This is a genomic window from Erythrobacter sp. S249, from assembly GCF_057364975.1.
In genome coordinates, this window is the sequence record NZ_CP200287.1 from 1,042,958 (window position 1) to 1,062,629 (window position 19,672).

14 protein-coding genes are annotated in these 19,672 nt (G+C 58.1%); 11 read left to right on the forward strand and 3 right to left on the reverse strand.

What is annotated here, in order from left to right:
- Positions 1-53: 53 nt before the first annotated feature.
- Positions 54-1,448, reverse strand: a complete 1,395-nt coding sequence (locus AC0V6V_RS05065) for an alpha-amylase family glycosyl hydrolase (protein WP_486164346.1) — start codon at positions 1,446-1,448, stop codon at positions 54-56.
- On the reverse strand, positions 1,445-3,025 hold the full coding sequence (locus tag AC0V6V_RS05070) for an MFS transporter (protein WP_486164347.1): 1,581 nt from the start codon (positions 3,023-3,025) through the stop codon (positions 1,445-1,447). Before AC0V6V_RS05070 ends, AC0V6V_RS05065 begins: the two co-directional genes overlap by 4 nt.
- 321 nt (positions 3,026-3,346) lie before the next feature.
- Between AC0V6V_RS05070 and AC0V6V_RS05075 the strand changes: the two genes are divergently transcribed.
- From AC0V6V_RS05075 to AC0V6V_RS05090, 4 genes are read left to right on the forward strand one after another with little or no spacing between them, the layout of a single operon-like run.
- Positions 3,347-5,173, forward strand: a complete 1,827-nt coding sequence (locus AC0V6V_RS05075) for an alpha-amylase family glycosyl hydrolase (RefSeq protein ID WP_486164348.1) — start codon at positions 3,347-3,349, stop codon at positions 5,171-5,173.
- 5 nt (positions 5,174-5,178) lie between these two features.
- The gene (locus tag AC0V6V_RS05080) at positions 5,179-6,831 is read left to right on the forward strand and encodes an alpha-glucosidase (protein WP_486166047.1); all 1,653 of its coding nucleotides are present in this window, start codon (positions 5,179-5,181) and stop codon (positions 6,829-6,831) included.
- A 20-nt stretch (positions 6,832-6,851) separates the two neighbouring features.
- Positions 6,852-7,883: a substrate-binding domain-containing protein gene (locus AC0V6V_RS05085; RefSeq protein ID WP_486164349.1), complete on the forward strand. Its 1,032-nt coding sequence runs from the start codon at positions 6,852-6,854 to the stop codon at positions 7,881-7,883.
- A 3-nt stretch (positions 7,884-7,886) separates the two neighbouring features.
- Entirely contained in the window at positions 7,887-9,407 is a 1,521-nt protein-coding gene (locus AC0V6V_RS05090) for a tryptophan halogenase family protein (protein ID WP_486164350.1), read from the forward strand.
- A gap of 122 nt (positions 9,408-9,529) precedes the next feature.
- Here AC0V6V_RS05090 and AC0V6V_RS05095 read toward each other — a convergent pair whose 3' ends face one another.
- The gene (locus tag AC0V6V_RS05095; protein ID WP_486164351.1) at positions 9,530-12,304 is read right to left on the reverse strand and encodes a TonB-dependent receptor; all 2,775 of its coding nucleotides are present in this window, start codon (positions 12,302-12,304) and stop codon (positions 9,530-9,532) included.
- Positions 12,305-12,711: 407 nt separating this feature from the next.
- Between AC0V6V_RS05095 and AC0V6V_RS05100 the strand changes: the two genes are divergently transcribed.
- From AC0V6V_RS05100 to AC0V6V_RS05130, 7 genes are all read left to right on the forward strand, one after another.
- On the forward strand, positions 12,712-13,440 hold the full coding sequence (locus tag AC0V6V_RS05100; protein ID WP_486164352.1) for a DUF6445 family protein: 729 nt from the start codon (positions 12,712-12,714) through the stop codon (positions 13,438-13,440).
- A gap of 73 nt (positions 13,441-13,513) precedes the next feature.
- Positions 13,514-15,031, forward strand: coding sequence for a tryptophan halogenase family protein (locus AC0V6V_RS05105; RefSeq protein WP_486164353.1), 1,518 nt, complete (start codon positions 13,514-13,516; stop codon positions 15,029-15,031).
- 127 nt (positions 15,032-15,158) lie between these two features.
- Entirely contained in the window at positions 15,159-15,656 is a 498-nt protein-coding gene (locus AC0V6V_RS05110; RefSeq protein ID WP_486164354.1) for a (2Fe-2S)-binding protein, read from the forward strand.
- Entirely contained in the window at positions 15,653-17,941 is a 2,289-nt protein-coding gene (locus AC0V6V_RS05115) for a xanthine dehydrogenase family protein molybdopterin-binding subunit (protein ID WP_486164355.1), read from the forward strand. The genes AC0V6V_RS05110 and AC0V6V_RS05115 overlap by 4 nt, the downstream gene beginning before the upstream one ends.
- A 22-nt stretch (positions 17,942-17,963) precedes the next feature.
- Positions 17,964-18,140, forward strand: a complete 177-nt coding sequence (locus AC0V6V_RS05120) for a hypothetical protein (protein ID WP_486164356.1) — start codon at positions 17,964-17,966, stop codon at positions 18,138-18,140.
- Between the two features lie 9 nt (positions 18,141-18,149).
- Entirely contained in the window at positions 18,150-19,094 is a 945-nt protein-coding gene (locus AC0V6V_RS05125; protein ID WP_486164357.1) for an XdhC family protein, read from the forward strand.
- A 13-nt stretch (positions 19,095-19,107) separates the two neighbouring features.
- Positions 19,108-19,665: a nucleotidyltransferase family protein gene (locus AC0V6V_RS05130; protein WP_486164358.1), complete on the forward strand. Its 558-nt coding sequence runs from the start codon at positions 19,108-19,110 to the stop codon at positions 19,663-19,665.
- Positions 19,666-19,672: the final 7 nt, after the last annotated feature.

The window sequence follows — 19,672 nt, forward strand, 5'->3', positions numbered from 1 at the left end:
GTCCCCATTCCAATCAAAGAGAAAATGCTGATGTGGTGTGTTTGGCCCCGTGCTCAGGGCACTTCACGATAGATTTTGTAGTCCCAGGGCGGCAGCGTGAGTCCGGTCATTTCACCCTCGCCTTCGCCAAAGGAAACTGGCTCATCGGACAAAAAGTCGAGGTAATTACCGGTGTGACGGGCGAGCGAGAATTCGGCGGTTTGCGCCTCTCCAGATAGGTTGAAGACGGCAAACACACGGCTTCCCTTTTCGCCGCGTACGAAGCTGAGCACTTGCTTGCGCGCGCTGCTCGGCACCTCGACCATCGGCCCGCCATAGCGGCCATTCCACAACGCTTTGTTCTCGGTCTTGAGCGTGATTAGGGCGCGGAAGAGCGCATCATAACGGCCTTCACGCCAAGTGATCTCGTCCTTTTCGAAGAACTCCAATTGACGATCAAGATCGGCCTCTTGACCATTGTAAATCAGAGGAATTCCCGATCCAACAAAGGATAGAGCAATGGCCGCCTCATAGGCCGGGCCATATATTTCCGATGCGACCCCATCCCACGAGTTTTGATCGTGATTGTCGGTATAGACCATGCGGTAGGCATCGGAGGGCCAGGTGGTTTGCTGGCTGTCGTAATAGCCCCGGATCGCCGCCGCGCCGCCACCATCTGAGACGGTTTCCTGCATGGCTTCTTTCCAGCCCCACGCATAGGTCGCATCGAACGCTTTGCGATGCAGATCGCGGGTCTGCCATTCGGCGAGCATAAAGACCGGCTTGATCTGGTTCAGCTCGCCGCGCGCGGTCTCCCAAAAGTCGAGCGGAACATATCCAGCAACATCAGCGCGATAGCCGTCAATGTTAAATTCGCGCACCCAATAAACAAGGCTCTGCGTCATGTACTCGCGCAGCCCAATTTGCGCGTAATCGAAGTCGACTGTGTCGGCCCAATCGGTCCCCTGCGGCGGCATCAAATCGCCCTCAGGCGTGCGGCTGTACCATTCCGGATGCTGCTCAGTCAGCGGGTTATCCCAGGCGGAATGGTTCGCCACCCAATCGAGAATGACCTTGAGGCCGTTTTCATGCGCCGCATCCACAAAGGCGCGAAATTCCTCCTCAGTGCCCAGCTCAGGATTGACCGCGCGGTAGTCCTTCACCGCATAGGGACTGCCCAATTCGCCCTTACGATTGACCTCGCCAATCGGATGGATCGGCATCAGCCAGATGATATCGACGCCCATATCCGCGAGCCTTGGGAGGTGCTCCTGCGCGGCGGCAAATGTGCCGTCCCGCGTGAATTGCCGGGTGTTGAGCTGATAGATCACCACATCTCGGGTCCACTCAGCATTCTCGAACTCCACGTAATCCTGTGGCTCATAATTAGCCGCTGGCGTAGCTGCCATGTCATCGCATGCGGAAAGCGAAATCAGCGCTGCAAGCCCGATGCACGAACGGCGGATCATGCCTCTGCTCCCACCGCATCACCGTCTTGCACAAACAGCGTCGCAATCGCCGCCAACGCAAAGGACACTGCCGCAATCACCATCGCATAGATCGGCGCGCCATCGAAAAAGACAGTCAGCATAAAGCCGAGCAATGTCGCCGCAATCAGCTGAGGCACAACGATGAAAATGTTAAAGATGCCCATGTAAATGCCCATCTTATTCGCAGGAACCGAGCCAGCGAGGATTGCGTAAGGCAGCGAGACAATCGACGCCCAGGCGATGCCGACACCGACCATTGGCAGCCACAGCAATCCGGGATCTGTGATCAACAGCATCGCTGCGAAGCCGACCGCGCCAATTGCGAGATTGGCGCTATGCAAGCGCTTTCGATCAATCTTCGACGCGATCCAGATGAAACCGAGCGCCGCCGCCGCTGCAATCCCGTTGCGCACCGAACCAAGCAGGCTCCACCAATCCGCCGCGTCCTGATAGCCGCGCGTCGTAGGATCAGGCGCGCTGTAGTGAAATTCTGCCAGCGCAGGGGTGCCATAAATCCACATCGCGAACATCGCGAACCAACTGAAAAACTGCACCACCGCGAGTTGCCGCATGGTCTTGGGCATGGCGAACAGATCGTTGACCACCTCCATAAAGCCGTTTTCATCGCGGCCTCCACTGCGCAGCATTCCGGCAACCAATTGAATTAGACCGAAAGCAGCGATCAGCCCCGCGAGGACATAGAGCTCTTGCGCAATCTCAATCTCGTCCAAGAATTGCGGACGCGGGTCTTGCCGGGCAAAAAACAGGAACGCGGCAAGGGCCAATCCAATCAAAAGCCAGATCAAACCGCCAGTGTTGAATTGGCCGGCGCTGCGCAGCACTCCGGCATCCTCGGCGGGCGCAGTGCCAAGCTCCGCCTGCCGCGCGGCCTCGAACGCTGCCAGCTGATCCGGGCTGTATTCCTTTGTCTTGAAGACCGTCCAGGCGACCGCCGCGAGCAGAGCCGCTCCGCCAATATAAAACGCCCATTGGACAGTTTCAGGGATTTCACCCGCAGGAGCGGTGTTGCTGAGCCCCATCCAATTGGTCATCATCCACGGCAAGGCCCCCGCCACCACGGCACCGACCCCGATAAAGAAGCTCTGCATGGCATAGCCCTTCGTCCGCTGCCGATCGGGCAGATTGTCGCCAACAAAGGCGCGGAACGGCTCCATCGTGATGTTGAGCGAGGCGTCCATGATCCACAGCATGCCTGCCGCCACCCACAGGGTCGGCGAATTGGGCATGACGAACAAAGCAAAACTGGCGAGAATAGCGCCCAGCAGGAAATAAGGACGGCGGCGGCCGAAACGGCCCCAGGTGTTATCCGACAAATGACCAACAATGGGCTGAACGATCAGACCTGTCATCGGTGCCGCAATCCACAAGATCGCGAGCTCATTGACCTCCGCCCCCAGCGTTTGGAAAATCCGGCTGACGTTTCCGTTCTGCAGATCGAAACCGATCTGGATGCCTAGGAAGCCAAAGCTCATATTCCAGATCTGCGCTGGATTAAGCGCTGGCTTCTGCCCCGTGCCCGTGGCCGGATTACTCATGATAAATGCCTCTCACCCTCACCCGCCCCGGCCTTTTGTAGCGCCAATCGACGCCCAAACCTTAGGCTTTGCGAGCAACAGAAATGCACCTGAGGCACATTTTCCCGCAAACTCGCCGTCCCGCCAGTCTGACCAAATTGCAAATTTTTGCAAGAAACTTTCTTTTTTCTTAAAATTTTCTGCTGATAATTCTGATCTGAGTTTCAGTAAAATGCTTTATTTCAGATATATGATGGCAGAATATCGATAGCGTTTTACGAAATACAAAGATTTGCAAAATCTGAAAATTGATGGCATCCACGTGATCGGAGGGGCCTGATAATGAGACCATACCTTAGCCTGATTCTCGCTGCAATTGGCGCGGCCAGTGTGCCCGCACTGGCGCAAACTGCGCCTACTTCGCCGCAGGAGCGGCCGCCAGAAGATGAGGTGGTCTATTTCGTCCTGCCTGACCGGTTTGAGAATGGCGACACCAGTAATGATCGCGGCGGCATCGCCGGAGGTCCACTCGATCATGGCTTCGACCCCGCTCACAAGGGCTTCTACCACGGCGGAGATCTCAAGGGCCTGACCGAGAGGCTCGATTACATTCAGGGCATGGGCGTGACCGCAATCTGGTTCGCACCAGTGTTTAAGAACAAGCCGGTCCAAGGCGAAGCCGGCAAAGAAAGCGCCGGTTATCACGGCTATTGGGTGACTGATTTTACCAGCATCGACCCCCACTTTGGCAGCAATGAAGAATTCAAAGCCTTCGTCGATGCGGCGCGCAGTCGTGGGATGAAGGTGTATATGGACATTATCACCAACCACACCGCTGATGTGATTGATTACACGGAAGGCCAGTCGACCGGCTATGCCTACCGCAGCCTCGCGGATTACCCCTATTCCCGGCGCGGCGGCGCAGATGGTGAGGCGATCAACGAAGGATTCCTGGGCGACCACGTGCAAACGGCGGAGAATTTCGCGCGCCTGATAGCTCCGGATTTCGCCTACACCCCGATTGTGCCGGAGGCGGAGCGCGAGGTGAAGATGCCAGCATGGCTCAACGATCCGATCTATTATCACAATCGCGGCAGTTCGACCTTTAGCGGGGAAAGCAGTTTATACGGTGACTTTGCCGGACTCGATGATCTCTACACAGAGCATCCCCGCGTGCTGTCCGGCATGATCGAAATTTATCAGAGCTGGATTACGCGCTTCGGCATTGATGGCTTTCGCATCGACACCGCCAAACACGTAAACCCAGAGTTCTGGCAGGCATTTGTGCCTGCCATGTTGGAAACCGCCGAGGCTGAAGGCCTGAGCAATTTCCATATCTTCGGCGAGGTGTTTTCAGAGAGCCCAAACAGTGGTTTCCTAGCTCAGTTTACCCGCCGCGATGGCTTTCCAGCAATCTTGGACTTCGCATTTCAGTCCTCGGTTCGTGAAGCCCTTGGCCGCGGCGCCCCGCCTTCTGTTATCGTCGATATGTTCGCAGGCGATGTGAATTACGAAGGCGGAGAAGAGGCGGCGCTGGGGATGCCAACATTCCTTGGCAATCACGACCTTGGCCGTTTTTCGACACTGCTTAAGGCGGACATACCAGACATCTCCCAAGAAGAGCTGCTCGCCCGCGTGAAGCTTGGCCATGCGATGCTGATGAGCCTGCGCGGCTCGCCCGTGATCTACTCCGGCGATGAGCAAGGCTTTGTCGGCGACGGCAATGATCAGGCGGCGCGCGAAGACATGTTTGCCAGCGAAACGGCAAGCTACAATGATAACGATCTGATCGGGACCGATGCGACAACCGCTGAGGCAAATTTCAATACGGAGCATCCGCTTTACAGCCTGATCGCGGAACTGGCCGCCGTTCGCGCTGAGCATGCAGCGCTGCGGCGCGGTAAGCAGATCACTCGCAGTTACAATGACACTGCGCCCGGCCTCGTCAGCTTCTCGCGCTTCGATCCTGAGGAAGGCACGGAATATCTGCTCGCCTTCAACACCTCGGCAGAACCGCTTAAGCAGCAATCCGCCATCGGCTATGACGCGCGTGAGCTTGAAACGCTGAGCGGCGCTTGCACAGATACCGTGTCCGCGCCGGGAAGCGTGGCGGTGGAGCTGCCCCCGCTGGGATGGTGCATAGCGAGAGTTTCAGAGACCGCCCAATGAATGAGATGCGACCTGTGAACGGCAAAGACCTAAGCACGACAACGGATGAATGGTGGCGCGGCGCGGTGATCTATCAGATCTATCCGCGCAGTTTTCGCGACACCAATGGCGATGGGATCGGCGATTTGCGCGGCATTGCCGATGGGCTCGACTACGTTTCTTCATTGGGTGTGGATGGGATTTGGATCTCGCCTTTCTTCACCTCGCCGATGAAAGACTTCGGATACGATGTGTCCGATTATTGCGGGATCGATCCAAGCTTTGGCGATTTCGATGACTTCGACCGGATCATCGACAAGGCGCATAAACTTGGCCTGAAGGTGATCATTGATCAGGTCTATTCGCACACCTCAGACGAACATGACTGGTTCGCGGCAAGCCGCAAGGATCGCAGCAATGCCAAGGCCGATTGGTATGTCTGGGCCGATGCGAAGCCCGATGGCTCTCCGCCTTCCAATTGGCAATCCGTATTCGGTGGATCAGCATGGCAGTGGGACGGCCCGCGTAAGCAATATTACCTGCACAATTTCCTCACCTCTCAGCCGGATTTGAACGTCCACAATCCAGCGGTTCAGGACGCGCTGTTAGAAGTCACAAAATTCTGGCTTGATCGGGGCGTTGATGGCTTCCGCATCGATGCCCTGAACTTTGCGATGCATGATCCGGAGTTTCGCGACAATCCGCCCTCGCATGCCCCAATGGAAGCAGTCACGCGGCCGTTTGATATGCAGATCAAGCAGTTCAACCAGTCGCATGAAGACATTCCGCTGTTCATTGAGCGCATCCGCCAAACGATTGATCAATATCCCGGCCGCTTCACCGTTGCTGAGGTTGGCGGGCCGGATCCGCTGGCGGAGATGAAGGCGTTTACAGCCGATGGGAAGCGGCTCGATTCTGCCTATAATTTTGACTTTCTCTACGCGCCAAAGCTGACTGCACAAGCGGTCCGACGCTCGCTGATGCAATGGCCGGGGGAAGCTGGTGAAGGCTGGCCGAGTTGGGCATTCTCAAACCATGATGCACCGCGCGCCGTCACGCGCTGGGTATCTGGCGATGCCGGCCATGGTCAGATTGCTCGGCTTTCCATGCTGCTGCTGATGGCGCTGCGCGGCAATCCGATCATTTACCAGGGCGAGGAATTGGGCCTGCCGCAGGGTCATGTCGCGTTCGAAGACCTGCAGGATCCCGAGGCGATCACCAATTGGCCGCATACTTTGGGCCGCGATGGCGCGCGCACGCCGATGCCGTGGGAGGCGAAGGCGCCGCAGGCGGGCTTCTCCAATGCGAACCGAACCTGGCTAAAGCTCGATCAAACGCACGCTGAGCTAGCGATTGATTGCCAGCGCGAAGACCCCACTTCCATGGCGAGCTACACTCGCGATCTGCTGGCGCAAAGGCAGGCTCTGACCGCGGTCGTATCAGGCGACTTGGAGCTGCTGGAAACGCCTGATGAAGTGCTGGCGTTCATCCGCACCGATAATGCTGGCCGGGTCTTGTGTGCCTTCAACCTGTCCGACAATCCTTGCGATTGGGCACCGCCATCAGAATTCGCGCACGCGAAAACGGTTGCTAACCAGCGACAAGTGGGTTCACCTGAACCCATCACTGCCACTATGGAAGGCTGGTCGGGCTATTGGGCCATGACGACCGGGCAATAGGGGGCAAACGAGCATACGGGATGAGTGAAGAGCAGGACCAAAAGAACGCGAAATCGGCCCGGCTCGAAGACATCGCCCGCGAGGCTGGAGTATCGATCTCCACCGTATCGCGCGCGCTTAATGACAATCCTGCGGTCAAACGGCGCACCAAGCAGGCGATCTGGAAGATTGCTCGCGCGCATGATTATGACTTTCGCAGCACCATGCCCAATGCGCCCATCGGTGCAGAGGCGACAATTGCGGTCGTCGTCCCCGCCCCGCAAGCCCGCGAAAGCCGCGTTGCCGACCCGTTCTTTCTTGAATTGCTGGCGGGCGTTGCCGAAGCCGCCAGAGTGCGCAATGCCGACCTCGTCATCAGTCATTTGAGCCCGAGCTCGGCTGAAGACCTAGAGTTCGCGATGAACACCAGCAGAGCGACCGGCGTGATCTTTATCGGACAAAGCTCGCTGCATGCCGCCTTCAATGATCTGTCACAGCGCGACAGCCGGTTTGTCGTTTGGGGCGCAGAATTTGCCGATGCCGAATATTGCTCGGTTGGCTCCGACAATATGGCGGGCGGCAGGCGCGCGACTTCCCACCTCACGCGCTTGGGTCGCAAACGCATCCTGTTCCTCGGCGATACCGAGGCGCCGGAAGCAGAGCAGCGCTATCGCGGCTATCGCCAGGCGCTCGAAAGCGCAGGGATTGATGTGCGTGATGAGCTGCTGATGCCCGCACACTTCGACGTCCATTCTGGCGAGGCCGTGACCCGCTCCGCGATTGATCAAGGCATCCAGTTCGATGGCGTATTCGCCGCCAGTGACCTGATCGCCATCGGCGCAATGCGGGCGCTGACCCGCGCGGGCCGCAGCATCCCAGAGGATGTGTCGGTGGTGGGTTATGACAATATTCCGGCCGCTCGGCTCGTCACGCCGCGCCTCACCACGATTGATCAAGACGCCAATCTCGCCGGGCGTATGCTCGTCTCGAAATTGATCGATACCAAGGGCGGGCGCGCCACGTCCGACCGGCTAGAAACCAGCCTGACCATCAGAGACAGCTGCGGCGGATAGACAATGGCCAGCGCGTTCTCCCCCTTAGAAAGCATCATCATTGTCGGCGGCGGCAGTGCAGGGTGGATGACGGCGGCTGCGCTCGCGAACACGCTAGGTGAGAGCTGCGAGATCAGGGTCGTCGAATCTGAAGCGATCGGCACCGTGGGCGTTGGCGAGGCGACCATTCCGCCGATCCGCCACTTCAATCAGCGGCTCGGGATCGACGAGGCGACCTTCGTCAAGGAAACCGGAGGCTCCTATAAACTCGGAATCGAGTTCGTGGATTGGGCCCGGCTTGGCCACAGCTATTTCCACCCGTTCGGCCAACATGGCGCCGAATTTGACAGCGTGCCGTTCTACCATTTCTGGATGCAGGAAAGCCTCGCTGGCCGGGTCAACGGACCGATCGACGACTTCTCCATGGGCTGGGCCATGGCGAAAGCGGGCAAGTTCGCGCATCCCCTGCCCGACCGTCGGCAAATCCAATCTACCTATGACTACGCCTATCACTTTGACGCGGTGCTTTATGCCGCGTTCCTGCGCAGATATGCCGAGGCGCGCGGAGTTAAGCGGATCGAGGGTAAAGTCGTTGATGCTGCGCTCAATGCAGAAAACGGTACAATCGAGAGCGTTCAGCTTGAAAACGGTGGCAAACTAAAAGCAGAGTTCTTCGTCGATTGCAGCGGCTTTCGCGGGCTCTTGATCGAGGGGGCACTGGAGGCAGGCTATGACAATTGGCAGCAATGGCTTCCTTGTGATCGCGCTGTCGCTGCGCCCAGTCCAAAGCAGGCTGACATCGCCCCTTACACCCGCTCGACCGCCAAGGCGGCGGGCTGGCAATGGCGTATTCCACTGCAACATCGCACCGGAAATGGCTATGTCCATTGCGGCGAGTTTGTGAGCGAAGATCAAGCGGCCGATACGCTACTAAGCTCCCTAGAAGGCGAAGCTCTGGCTGAGCCGCGAATGCTGCGCTTCGTGACTGGGCGGCGTCGCAAGTTCTGGCACAAAAATTGTGTTGCAATTGGGCTGTCCGCTGGATTTATGGAGCCGCTGGAATCAACCAGTCTGCACCTGATCCAATATGGCATCTTACGCTTGCTCGCGCTGTTTCCGGACAAGGAAATGTCGCCGCTGCTGGCCCAAGAATACAATGCTCAAACGGCGGCCGAATATGAGCGAATACGCGACTTCTTGATCCTGCATTATAAGGCGACATCGCGCGATGATGCGGAGCTTTGGCGCTATTGCTCCAGCATGGCGATCCCAGACAGCCTGCAATACAAGATCGACCACTTCCGCAATTATGGATTGTTGGTGTCTGACGAACGCGAGCTGTTCAAAAACCCCAGCTGGATCGCGGTTTATCTGGGCCAAGACATCGTGCCTGAGCGCGCGCCCGCCCTGGCGGCCATGCGTAGCGGCGCGGTGCCCGTAGCCGACCGGATGAGCGCTATCTCATCGGCGATGGACAGCGCGGTTGCAGCCATGCCGAGCCATTCGGAATTTCTCGCGCAGCATTGCCCTTCCCCGCACGCGTAACCGCTCGCAGCGCTGGTTTCGCAGGCGCTCGCTCAATCGCACAATCACCATAGAAAAAGGGCCCGCCATCGCCGGCGAGCCCTCTTTCATTTTGCGACCCCAAAAGAGGGGTGAACGACGATCTAGAACTCTTTCTTGATCGTGAAGTTGTAAGTCCGACCATAGAGCTCATGACGGCTCGGGAAGGTGCCGATTTGATTGCCCGCACCATCGAACAGATCGTTCTCGGTGACGAACGGCTCATTCGTGATGTTGAATACTTCAAACTGGAAACCAAGGCCGTTGAGGAAGCCATCCGCTTCTTCGAACGTGTAGCCGATTTGACCATCAAGAATCGTCTCGCTGCGGGCCTGCGCGCCGCTTAGGCTACCGTCGAAGTTCTGAACTTCTGACAAGAAGCCGCTGCGGTGGCGGGCGCTGAGCTTGGCTTGGAAACCGTTCTTTTCATAGAACATATCGCCGGACCATACCGTTTCGGAATAGCCGGGAATATCGAGCGCCGTCATCGTGGTGTCTTCGACTTCTGCGTCAGCATAGGTGAAGCTGAAGCTGCCGCCGAAGCCATCGAGACTTTCTGCAAGGTCAACGAAATCAACTCGCAAGGTGCCTTCAATGCCAGTTATCGAGCCATCGCCAAAGTTGACCGGACCGCTGAACGCGCCGGTGGCAAGTTCTGGCGCGTTGGTTAGGATTGAGCCGAAACCAGCGTTGATGATTTGTTGCTCAACGTCGATCGTATCACTGAAGTCAATCACCCAATCCGACAGATCCTTGTGGAACACCGCGACCACTAGGGCCGTGCCGCGAGAGAAGTACTTCTCGAACGAAATGTCATAAGAGGTCGAGGAGTAAGGCTGGAGCGCTGGGTTACCACCGCCAAGGTTGAAGCAAACCAATTGCGGCGGGTTAAACGCGATGACCGTATCTGGCACTTGATCACCGTCAGTGTCCGTACAGCTAAGCGGGTTCACCGTGATATTCTGGTTCGCGGCCAATTGATCGAGCCGTGCGCGCGTGATCGTTTTCGCAAAGGCGAGCTTGATGAAAAAGTCGTCAGCGACTTCAAAGCTGAGGTTCGCGCTTGGCAGCCAGTCATCATAGCTTTCGGTGACCGTATTGACCAAGCCGCCCCCGATCGTGCCGGTCGAGCTTTGCGTGGTGTCGACATATTTGAGGCCGATATTGCCGCGCAGCGGAACCGAGCCAAGCAGCGTGTCGATATTGGCCTGAGCGTAGAAGCTGTGAATTTCCTCGGAAACGACCCACTCAGTGTCGAAGGTCGCCTTTTCAACAACGTAAGTACCGTCAGTGAGGAAGCTCGATGGATCATAGGCGATCACATCAAAGTTCAGACCGCCGGTGTCGGTGCTGCCCAGGATCGAGCCCGCTGGAATTGCCAATGCACCATCGGTGAAAGCAGCCGATTGACGCAGGAAAGCTTCGTTTGAATCGAAGTCTTTCTCACGGTCGGTGTAGATCCAGCCCACCGTGATGCTATCGAGAAATCCGCCGTCAAAGGCGTATTCCGCCTCTGCGCGAAGCTGATGCAATTCGTCATTGATCTCAGGCTCTTTGATAAAGCCAACCTGGCCCCAGCCTCCTGGATCAGTAAGCAGAACCGTACCCGGATCGGTGTAATCAAGTTGAGTGTCGACGCTGTAACGGCCGCTTTGCGGGAACGTAAATGTGATCGTATCCTGCGGGCCGCCGCGAGCAAACCCAGTGCCAGCGTAGCTTTCGTAATCGATGTCGTTCCGGTCGAGCGTCGAATAGCCATAATCAAGCTCAAGCGAGAGATTGTCAGTCACGCCCCAAACAAGGTTTGCACCTGCCGCAAAAATCTGAGCTTCGTTGCCTTCGGTGTCTGTGCGGACGATTGGCACAACGGCTGAGTAGGTTGCCGTATCAGCGAAGGGCCCATTGCCGGTCGCACCGTCAAAGCTTGCGCCGCTCCATGAGGCAATCGGTGTTTCCGTACCGCGGAAAATGCCGGAATCTTGCGTGTCAGTGTAAAACGCATCAAGCGCGAGCGAGAAATTGTCGGATGGCTCGAACTGCAAAGCGCCAGCAATCGATGTACGTTCAAAATCGCGTGAAACGGCGCCTTGGCGCGGGTTGTCCGAAGGGTAAATCAGACCATTTGCGTCAGTAGAGACCTGGTTCTGGTTCGTCTTCAACTCGCGCGAAAGGATTTGCGTTGGGTTGGACTGGTGCGTGACACCAATCGACCAACCAACGGTGCCCGCATCATTCTGGCCGATGTATGATCCGAAGAAGCGGTAGCCCTGATTACTGAAATCTGGGTTTAGCTCGCCGCTGTCATTGACGACATACCGCGCTGATACGTTGAGCTTCGTATCCTTGAAGTCGAGCGGGCGGATCGTGCGCAGGTCAACCGCGCCGGCAATGCCGGTGGCGGCGAGGCTCGCCTCAGCGGTCTTGTAGACAACACCTTGCGCGATCAGCTCTGATGGGAACTGGTCGAACTCAATCCCGCGATTGTTACCAGCGGAGACAACCTCACGGCCGTTCAAAAGTGCCAGCGAGAAATCTGGGCCAAGGCCGCGGATCGAAATTTGCTGAGAACGACCGCGCACACGCTGAGCGGTAACGCCGGGCAGGCGCGCAAGCGCATCGGCAATTGAAAGGTCAGGCAGCTTACCGACATCTTCTGCTGAGATCACTTCGACGATGCTGGTGCTTTCGCGCTTTGCCTCAAGCGAGCTTTCAATCGCGCTGCGGATCCCGGTGACGACGATACCCTCGTCCTCCACACCGCTTTCTGTCTCTGGCTCGGCATCCTGAGCCGCCGCAGGCATAGCCGCCGCGATCATCGCGAGGCCGGTCGCTGCACCACAAAGCAGGCGCGCGTTTGCTGAGTTACGCTTAAAAACCATTATCTCTCTCCCCTAACGCCAATTTTTGATCCTCGGCGTTTGCATATTTTTTCATAGCGGATGTTTTGAGAGACGTAAACGCCCAATATTTGGAACGCATTTCATGTTTTGAAATTCCGCAAACTCCTGTTTTAGTGTACTTAAACGGGATTAAGTGTGACTTTTGAATGTAACAGTGCCACAAGTTTCAACAGGCTGTGGCAAGCCTGTCACACCCAACCAGACCCAAGATGAAGCCGGGTCACCCAGCAGATTCTTGCAAACCACTCGACTCGCAAATTTCCAAACTCAAAAATCAATATAAATACTATATTTCAATGTTTTAAGTTATTTCAATTGGCGCTCTGCATGCGATTTGTTAGCCTCAACGTAGAATTTTCCGATCATTAGCAAGGCCTCAAACCGCGATGAAAAACTGGTCGATATCACTTGCAAATTTGCAAAAATCGCATTTTTCATCGCAAAAACATGATCTTGTGACGATCAATGAGTTCCTTGAACAACCACAAGCGGTCATTGAAAATTCGTTTTTGCAAAATTTTGCAGAAATTACTCCGCAATATCCCGGGGTCCGCTCGCCGCTGCCGCAAAAAGTCTGTGAGGCATGGTTGGAGCAGCTCTCACCGACGCTCGAGGAAACCTTCCCGCCCGCGCAGCCCGCCTCACCAAACGGGGGCAAAGCGCGCTGGGCAATGCAGGGATGGTATTCAATCGTCACCACCGCGCCAGAGCAATTGCAGCCGATCCAGCGCCTGCCGCATGTCGATGGCACAGATCCTGATCAAATCGCGCTAATGCTTTATCTACACACCACCCCGCATGGCGGCACGGCATTCTTCCGCCACAAATCCACTGGGCTCGAGGCGCTCACACAGGACAGTTACCCGCGCTACGCCGCCGCCTTGCAGCAAGATGTAAAGCGCAGCGGCCTGCCGCCCGCCGCCTACACCACGAGCGGAGAGCCTCACTTTGAACGCACCCACGCCGCGCCCGGCACATTCAACCAAGCGGTGCTCTATCGCGGCAATATTCTGCACAGCGGCGTGATCAGCAATTCAGACCCGCTGCCAGCGGACCCCAAATCCGGCCGACTGACTATCAATGCCTTTTTGCGCCGAGAGGCTCCCCAAGGATGAGCGCACTCTATAGTCTGACACAAACGCCGCCCCTTCTTTCTAACCGCGCCGCGCCGCCAAAGAGTAAAACGCCATGAGTAAGCAGACACAGCGTCGGTTAGTAATCGTCGGCGGCGGAACCGCAGGCTGGATAACAGCGGCGGCATTTGCGCGCCTGCTCGGACCGAGCTTGTCGATCCACCTGGTCGAATCCGATGCGATTGGCACCGTCGGCGTGGGCGAGGCGACCATCCCGCAGATCATCCGTCTCAACACGATCCTGGGCTTCGATGAGAACGATTTCCTGAAGCAAAACTATGGCACGTTCAAACTCGGCATTGAGTTTGTCGATTGGGGCAAGAAAGGTGATCGTTATCTGCACACTTTTGGCGATGCAGGACTGAACCTCGCCAATGTGCCCTTCCACCATTATTGGCACCGTGCATCCCAATCCGGCGCTGATGCCAAAGACCTGTGGCATTATTCCTTGCACCAGCTGGCCGCTGCACAAGGGCGTTTTTCCAAGCTCGACCGGGTCGGCAACACCGCGATGACTGGTCTAGCCTACGCCTATCATTTCGACGCCAGCCTTTATGCCCAATATCTGCGCAAATATTCCGAGGCGCGCGGCGTCACCCGGCATGAGGGGATCGTCAGCGCAGTTCAGCGGGACGGCGAAAGCGGCGATATCACCTCAATCACGCTGGATGGCGGGGCCGAGATCCATGGCGATTTCTTCATCGATTGCACCGGGTTTCGTGCGCTGTTGATGGGGCAAGAACTGGGCGTTGGCTATCAGGATTGGTCTAAATGGCTGCCGTGTGACCGCGCGCAGGCGGTGCCAAGCAAAAAACTAGACAGCCTGCCGCCCTATACCCGCGCGACCGCTAAGGATGCAGGCTGGCAATGGCGCATCCCTCTGCAACATCGCACAGGCAATGGCCATGTCTATTCCAGCGGCTTTACCACTGACGAGGCGGCGCATGATGTGCTGATGGCGGGGCTGGAGACAAAGGCCTTGGCTGATCCGCGCCCAATCCGTTTTACCACTGGGCGGCGCGAACAGTTTTGGTCCCACAATTGCGCAGCTATAGGCCTGTCGAGCGGATTTCTGGAGCCGCTGGAATCGACCAGCATCCACCTGATCCAATCGCATGTCAGCCGCCTGATCCAGCTGTTTCCGCAAAGCGCGAATGCCGATGCAGAGCGCGCTGAATACAATCGTCGCTGCGCCGCAGAATTTGAACAGATCAGAGACTTTCTGATCTTGCATTATCATCAGACGGAACGCGAGGATTCCGAGTTCTGGCGCTATTGCAAGAATATGGAGGTGCCAGATAGCCTGACCCACAAACGCGAATTGTTCGCCTCGAGTGGCCGCCTGGGCCGCGATGTCGATGATCTGTTCCGCGAGGCAAGCTGGGTCCAAGTGATGCTGGGCCAGGGGATCACACCTGACGGCCACGACCCAATGGCCGATGCGATCAGCGACGCTCAGCTGAGCGAATTCTTGGGCAATCTGAGGACTATTGTCGAGCGGGCGGTCGGCGGTCTCTCCACGCACCAGGATTATATCGCCAAACATTGCGCCGCGCCGCAAATGGCGTCTTAATCCCAGCCTAAAGTTCAACGTTATGAGCACATGCGCTGAGCGACTTTCGCTGGGGCGCAAGATTTGATAGTGTTTTGAAACGTAACGCGTAACGCGCGCAAGCCCCGCCTCCAATGGAGCCAAACAAATGATCGAGTTCACCATCAACGGCCAAGCCACCAGCCTGGATGCCGATCCCAATATGCCAATCCTGTGGGTCGTGCGTGAGAAGCTGGGTATGACCGGGACCAAGTTTGGCTGCGGGATTGCGGCCTGTGGGGCCTGCACCGTGCATCTCGACGGGGATCCTGTGCGCAGCTGCTCCACTCCGCTGTCGGCCGCTGAAGGCCGCGCGATCACTACGATTGAAGGCGTTTCAGGCGAAGACGGCGAGCTGAGCGCGGTTCAACAAGCCTGGATCAGCGAGCAAGTGCCGCAATGCGGATATTGCCAATCGGGCCAGATCATGTCGGCGACCGCGCTGCTGCGCGACAATCCTGCGCCGAGCGATGACGACATTGACGCCGCGATGAGCGGCAACATCTGCCGCTGCGGAACCTACAAACGCATTCGCCAAGCCATCAAGGTTGCCGCCGGTCTTGAGACCGCACAATCCGAAGACGAAGCGCAGGAGAGCGCAGCATGAGCGAGCAAAGCACAGACACACCTGCCGCGAAAAAAGAACGCAGCACAGCCGCCAAGTGGAGCCGCCGCGGATTCATTGGCGCTGGCGTGCTCGCCGGCGGCGCATTGCTGATCGGGGTTGGCGTGCGGCCCGGCAATCCAGTTGGCAAGCTGAAGGCGACAGTTGCCGGCGGAGCTGGCGAAGAGCTGGTCAACAGCTGGGTGAAAATCGGGGCTGACAATATCGTCACGGCGATCATACCGCACTGCGAAATGGGCCAGGGCGCGCATTCCGTTCTCGCGCAGATGCTGGCTGATGAACTTGATGCCGACTGGGCCAAGGTCGAAGTGATGCAAGCGCCAGCGGACGGCAGCTATATCGTCAGCGACACCGCGCGCATGTTCGTTGCGCCCTTCACTATGAACGCAGCCGATTGGATTGAGCCGACGTGGGACGGCCTGTTCACGCAGATCGGGCGTTTGGCCGATGCGATGATCACCGGTGGCAGCTCCTCCATCCGCACCACGGGCCAATATCAGATGCGGATCGCAGGCGCGGCGGCGCGTAAAATGCTGATCGGTGCCGCAGCCGATGAATGGGGCGTACCGGCCAGCGAGATTACGACGCGTGACAGCACGCTGATCCACAGCGGCAGCGGCAAGTCTGCACCCTATTCTGATTTCGCAGCGGCGGCAGCTGATCAGCCCATGGACAGCTCGCCTGCGCTGAAAGATCCCAAAGATTACCGCCTGATGGGCAAGAGCAAGCGCCGGACCGACATTCCCGCAAAGGTGATGGGCAAGGCGGATTTCGGGATCGACGCGAATATTCCCGGCGTCGAGCTTGCCGATTTATCCTATGCTGCGGTGCGCCGCCCTCCGGTGCCCGGCACTAAGGTGACGAGCATGGACGCGGAGGCGGCCAAAGGCATGCCGGGCGTGCAGCAGATCCTCAACATGGGCAGTTTCATCGCGGTGGTGGCCGATGGATATTGGAATGCGCAGCAGGCGCTGAACACGATCACGGCGGAATACAGCGCCTCGGAAAGTCCTATCAAAACAACCGCCGATCAATTTGCAGCGTTTAGAGACGCGATTGATGCAGCGGGCGATGACGGCGGAGAGCAAGCCGCCTCCAAAGGCAATGCGGCCAGCGCGTTTGCTGATGCGGCAACAAAGCTGGAGGCGGAATACAGCGCCCCGTTCCTTGCCCATGCTCCAATGGAGCCGGTCAATTGCACCGCATGGGTGCGCGATACCGACGACGGCGCAAAGTGCGACATCTGGACCAGCACTCAGGTGCCGCTGATGGCGCGCAGCGCAGCCGCAGGCGCGCTCGGCATGAATGACGAGGACATCACCGTGCACCATCCGTTCCTCGGCGGCGCATTCGGGCGGCGGCTGGAGAATGACTACGTCACGATGGCGGTGCGAGTGGCGAAGGCCACCGGCTATCCGATCAAGATGATCTGGTCGCGCGAGGAAGACACGCAAAAGGCGCTTTACCGCCCGGCAGATGTGAGCCGCTTTAGAGGCGGGCTTGATGCGGGCGGCAAGATGGTCGCTTATAACAACATCTTCACCCAGCGGCATGACCCGGCAGAAGCCAGCGTTCCGGGCATTTACGACATTGCGAACACCTCCGTGCGCGTCGCAGAAGCACCTTTGCACCTGCCATTTTCCGCGTGGCGTTCGGTCGACCACTCACAGCAGGGTTTCTTCATTGAGAGCTTCATTGATGAGGCCGCGATTGCCGCTGGCGCAGATCCGCTGGAATACCGCCTCAACATGCTCGGCGCGAACACCGCGCGGCACAAAGGCGTGCTCGAAAAAGTCGCTGAGATGAGCAATTGGAGCGCTCCGCGCGGCGAAGGCATTGGTTTGGGCGTCGCCATCGTCGAAAGCTTCGGCACCGTCGGCGCAGAGGTGATCGAGGTCGATATGACCTCAGGCCGCCCGAAGATGCTCAATGTCTGGGCCGCGATGGACGCGGGCTATGTCATGAACCCGGACGGTTTCCGCAACCAGATCGAGGGCGGCATCGTGTTCGGCCTGACTGCGGCGATGTACGGCGAGATTGAGCTGGAGGACGGCGCGGTCAAGCAGAGCAATTTCCACGATTATCAAATGCTGCGGATGGATGAGACACCGGCGATCGAGGTCGCAATCATCAACAGCGGCACCGTGCCAGTTGGCGGCGCGGGAGAGCCGGGGACTCCGCCCGCAGCGCCCGCATTGGCCAATGCGATCTTTGCAGCCAGCGGCAAACGCCTGCGCGACATGCCGTTTGCCAAGCAATTTGCGTAAGCGCGGGGCAAGGAGGCACACTATGCGCAAGTTTACCGCAGTCATGGCCGCTCTTGGTACGCTGTCTCTTACCGCGTGTGGCGGATCAGAGGTTCAGGAACCGGTCGAGCAAATCATAATCGCCGAGCCGGGCGAAGCGGCCAGCGCGGCCCCGCCCGAGCAAGCAGCTCCCGCCGAACCCGAACAGCCTGCTGAATAGAAACGCTGAATGGACCGCGACCGGGTCTTTGCCTTTCTGAGCGATCGGCAGCGCGAGGGCCGCACCTGCGCGCTGGTGACGGTGATGGCGGTGGAGGGTTCCTCCATCCGCAATCCCGGCACGCATATGGTGGTTTGCGACGACGGCCAATTTGCCGGATCATTCTCTGGTGGGTGCATCGAAAACGCCGTTGTCACGGAGGCACAAGAGGCCCTGCGCGAGGGAAAGCCGCGCATCGTCCGCTTTGGCGCAGGCTCCCGCTACATCGATATCACCCTGCCCTGCGGCGGCGGCATTGATGTGCATTTCCAGCCATTGGCGAACCAAGAATTCGCCGGGCAGTGCAATGCCGCAATCACCGCGCGAAAAGCCTTCACCGTGCAAATCGGCGGTGGCGAGGTCGCATGTCTAGATGGCTGGCAAGAACCCAAGGCAGATGTCGCATCAGGCAATGGAACGTTCGGACATTGGCCCCAGCCGCGCCTCTGCATCATCGGGCATGGAGCGAGCGTAGAGGCGCTAGCCAAGCTGGCAGGCGCGATGGACATTGGCAGCGGCGTTTTGTCACCCGATCCCGATATCTGCGAGCGCCTAACCAGCATTGGCACCCAGGCCCAGCTGCTCACCAGAACCAGCGACACCCATCTGCTCAGCAGCGATCCCTGGACAGCCTTCGTCTTTCTGTTCCACGATCACGATTGGGAAGTAAAACTGCTCGGCCGCGCGCTGGAACTGCCGCATTTCTATTGCGGAGCTATGGGCAGCCGCAAAGCGCATGGCGCGCGCAGCGAAGCGCTGATCGCCAGCGATGTGCCCGCCAATACGGTCGCCTCGATCAACGCCCCGCTTGGTCTGTTTCACTCTTCGCGCGATCCAGAGACGCTGGCGCTATCCGCCTTGAGCGAAATCGTGAGAGCCTATCAATCGGCGGATTTTGCGAGCCATGACGCATAGCCACGGCGGACCCATGATCGCGCTACTCGCGGCTGGACAGTCTCAGCGCTTTGGTACGGCGGACAAGCTTTCTGCGGATATGAACGGCACAATGCTGGGCCTACACGCGAGCGAGACACTCGCCGCCTTGCCCGCCAATCACCGCATCGTCATTGCATCCAGCGATGAGCATCAGTGCGTCGGTGGCTGGCGCGCAGCGGGCTTTCAAATCGCGCTCAACTCGAATGCCGATCAGGGCATGGGCACATCGGTCGCGCTCGCCGCAAAACTTGCCTTTGAAGCAGAGGCAAAGACGCTGCTTATCGCGCTCGCTGACATGCCCTTTGTGCCGCTTGCCCATTTCCGCGCGCTAGCGTTGCAAGCCACCGCCAGCACCATCGCCGCCTCGCATAATGGCGCTGCCCCCACCCCGCCTGCGGTGTTTGGCAAAGAGCACTTTGCGTCCTTGATGCAGGCTACGGGGCACCACGGCGCAGGCGCTTTGCTATCTGAGGCAAAGATCATTTCCTGTCCGCCCAAGCAACTGGCAGACATAGACACTCTGGACGATCTGGAACGGCTGACGCGCTAGGCCTCGC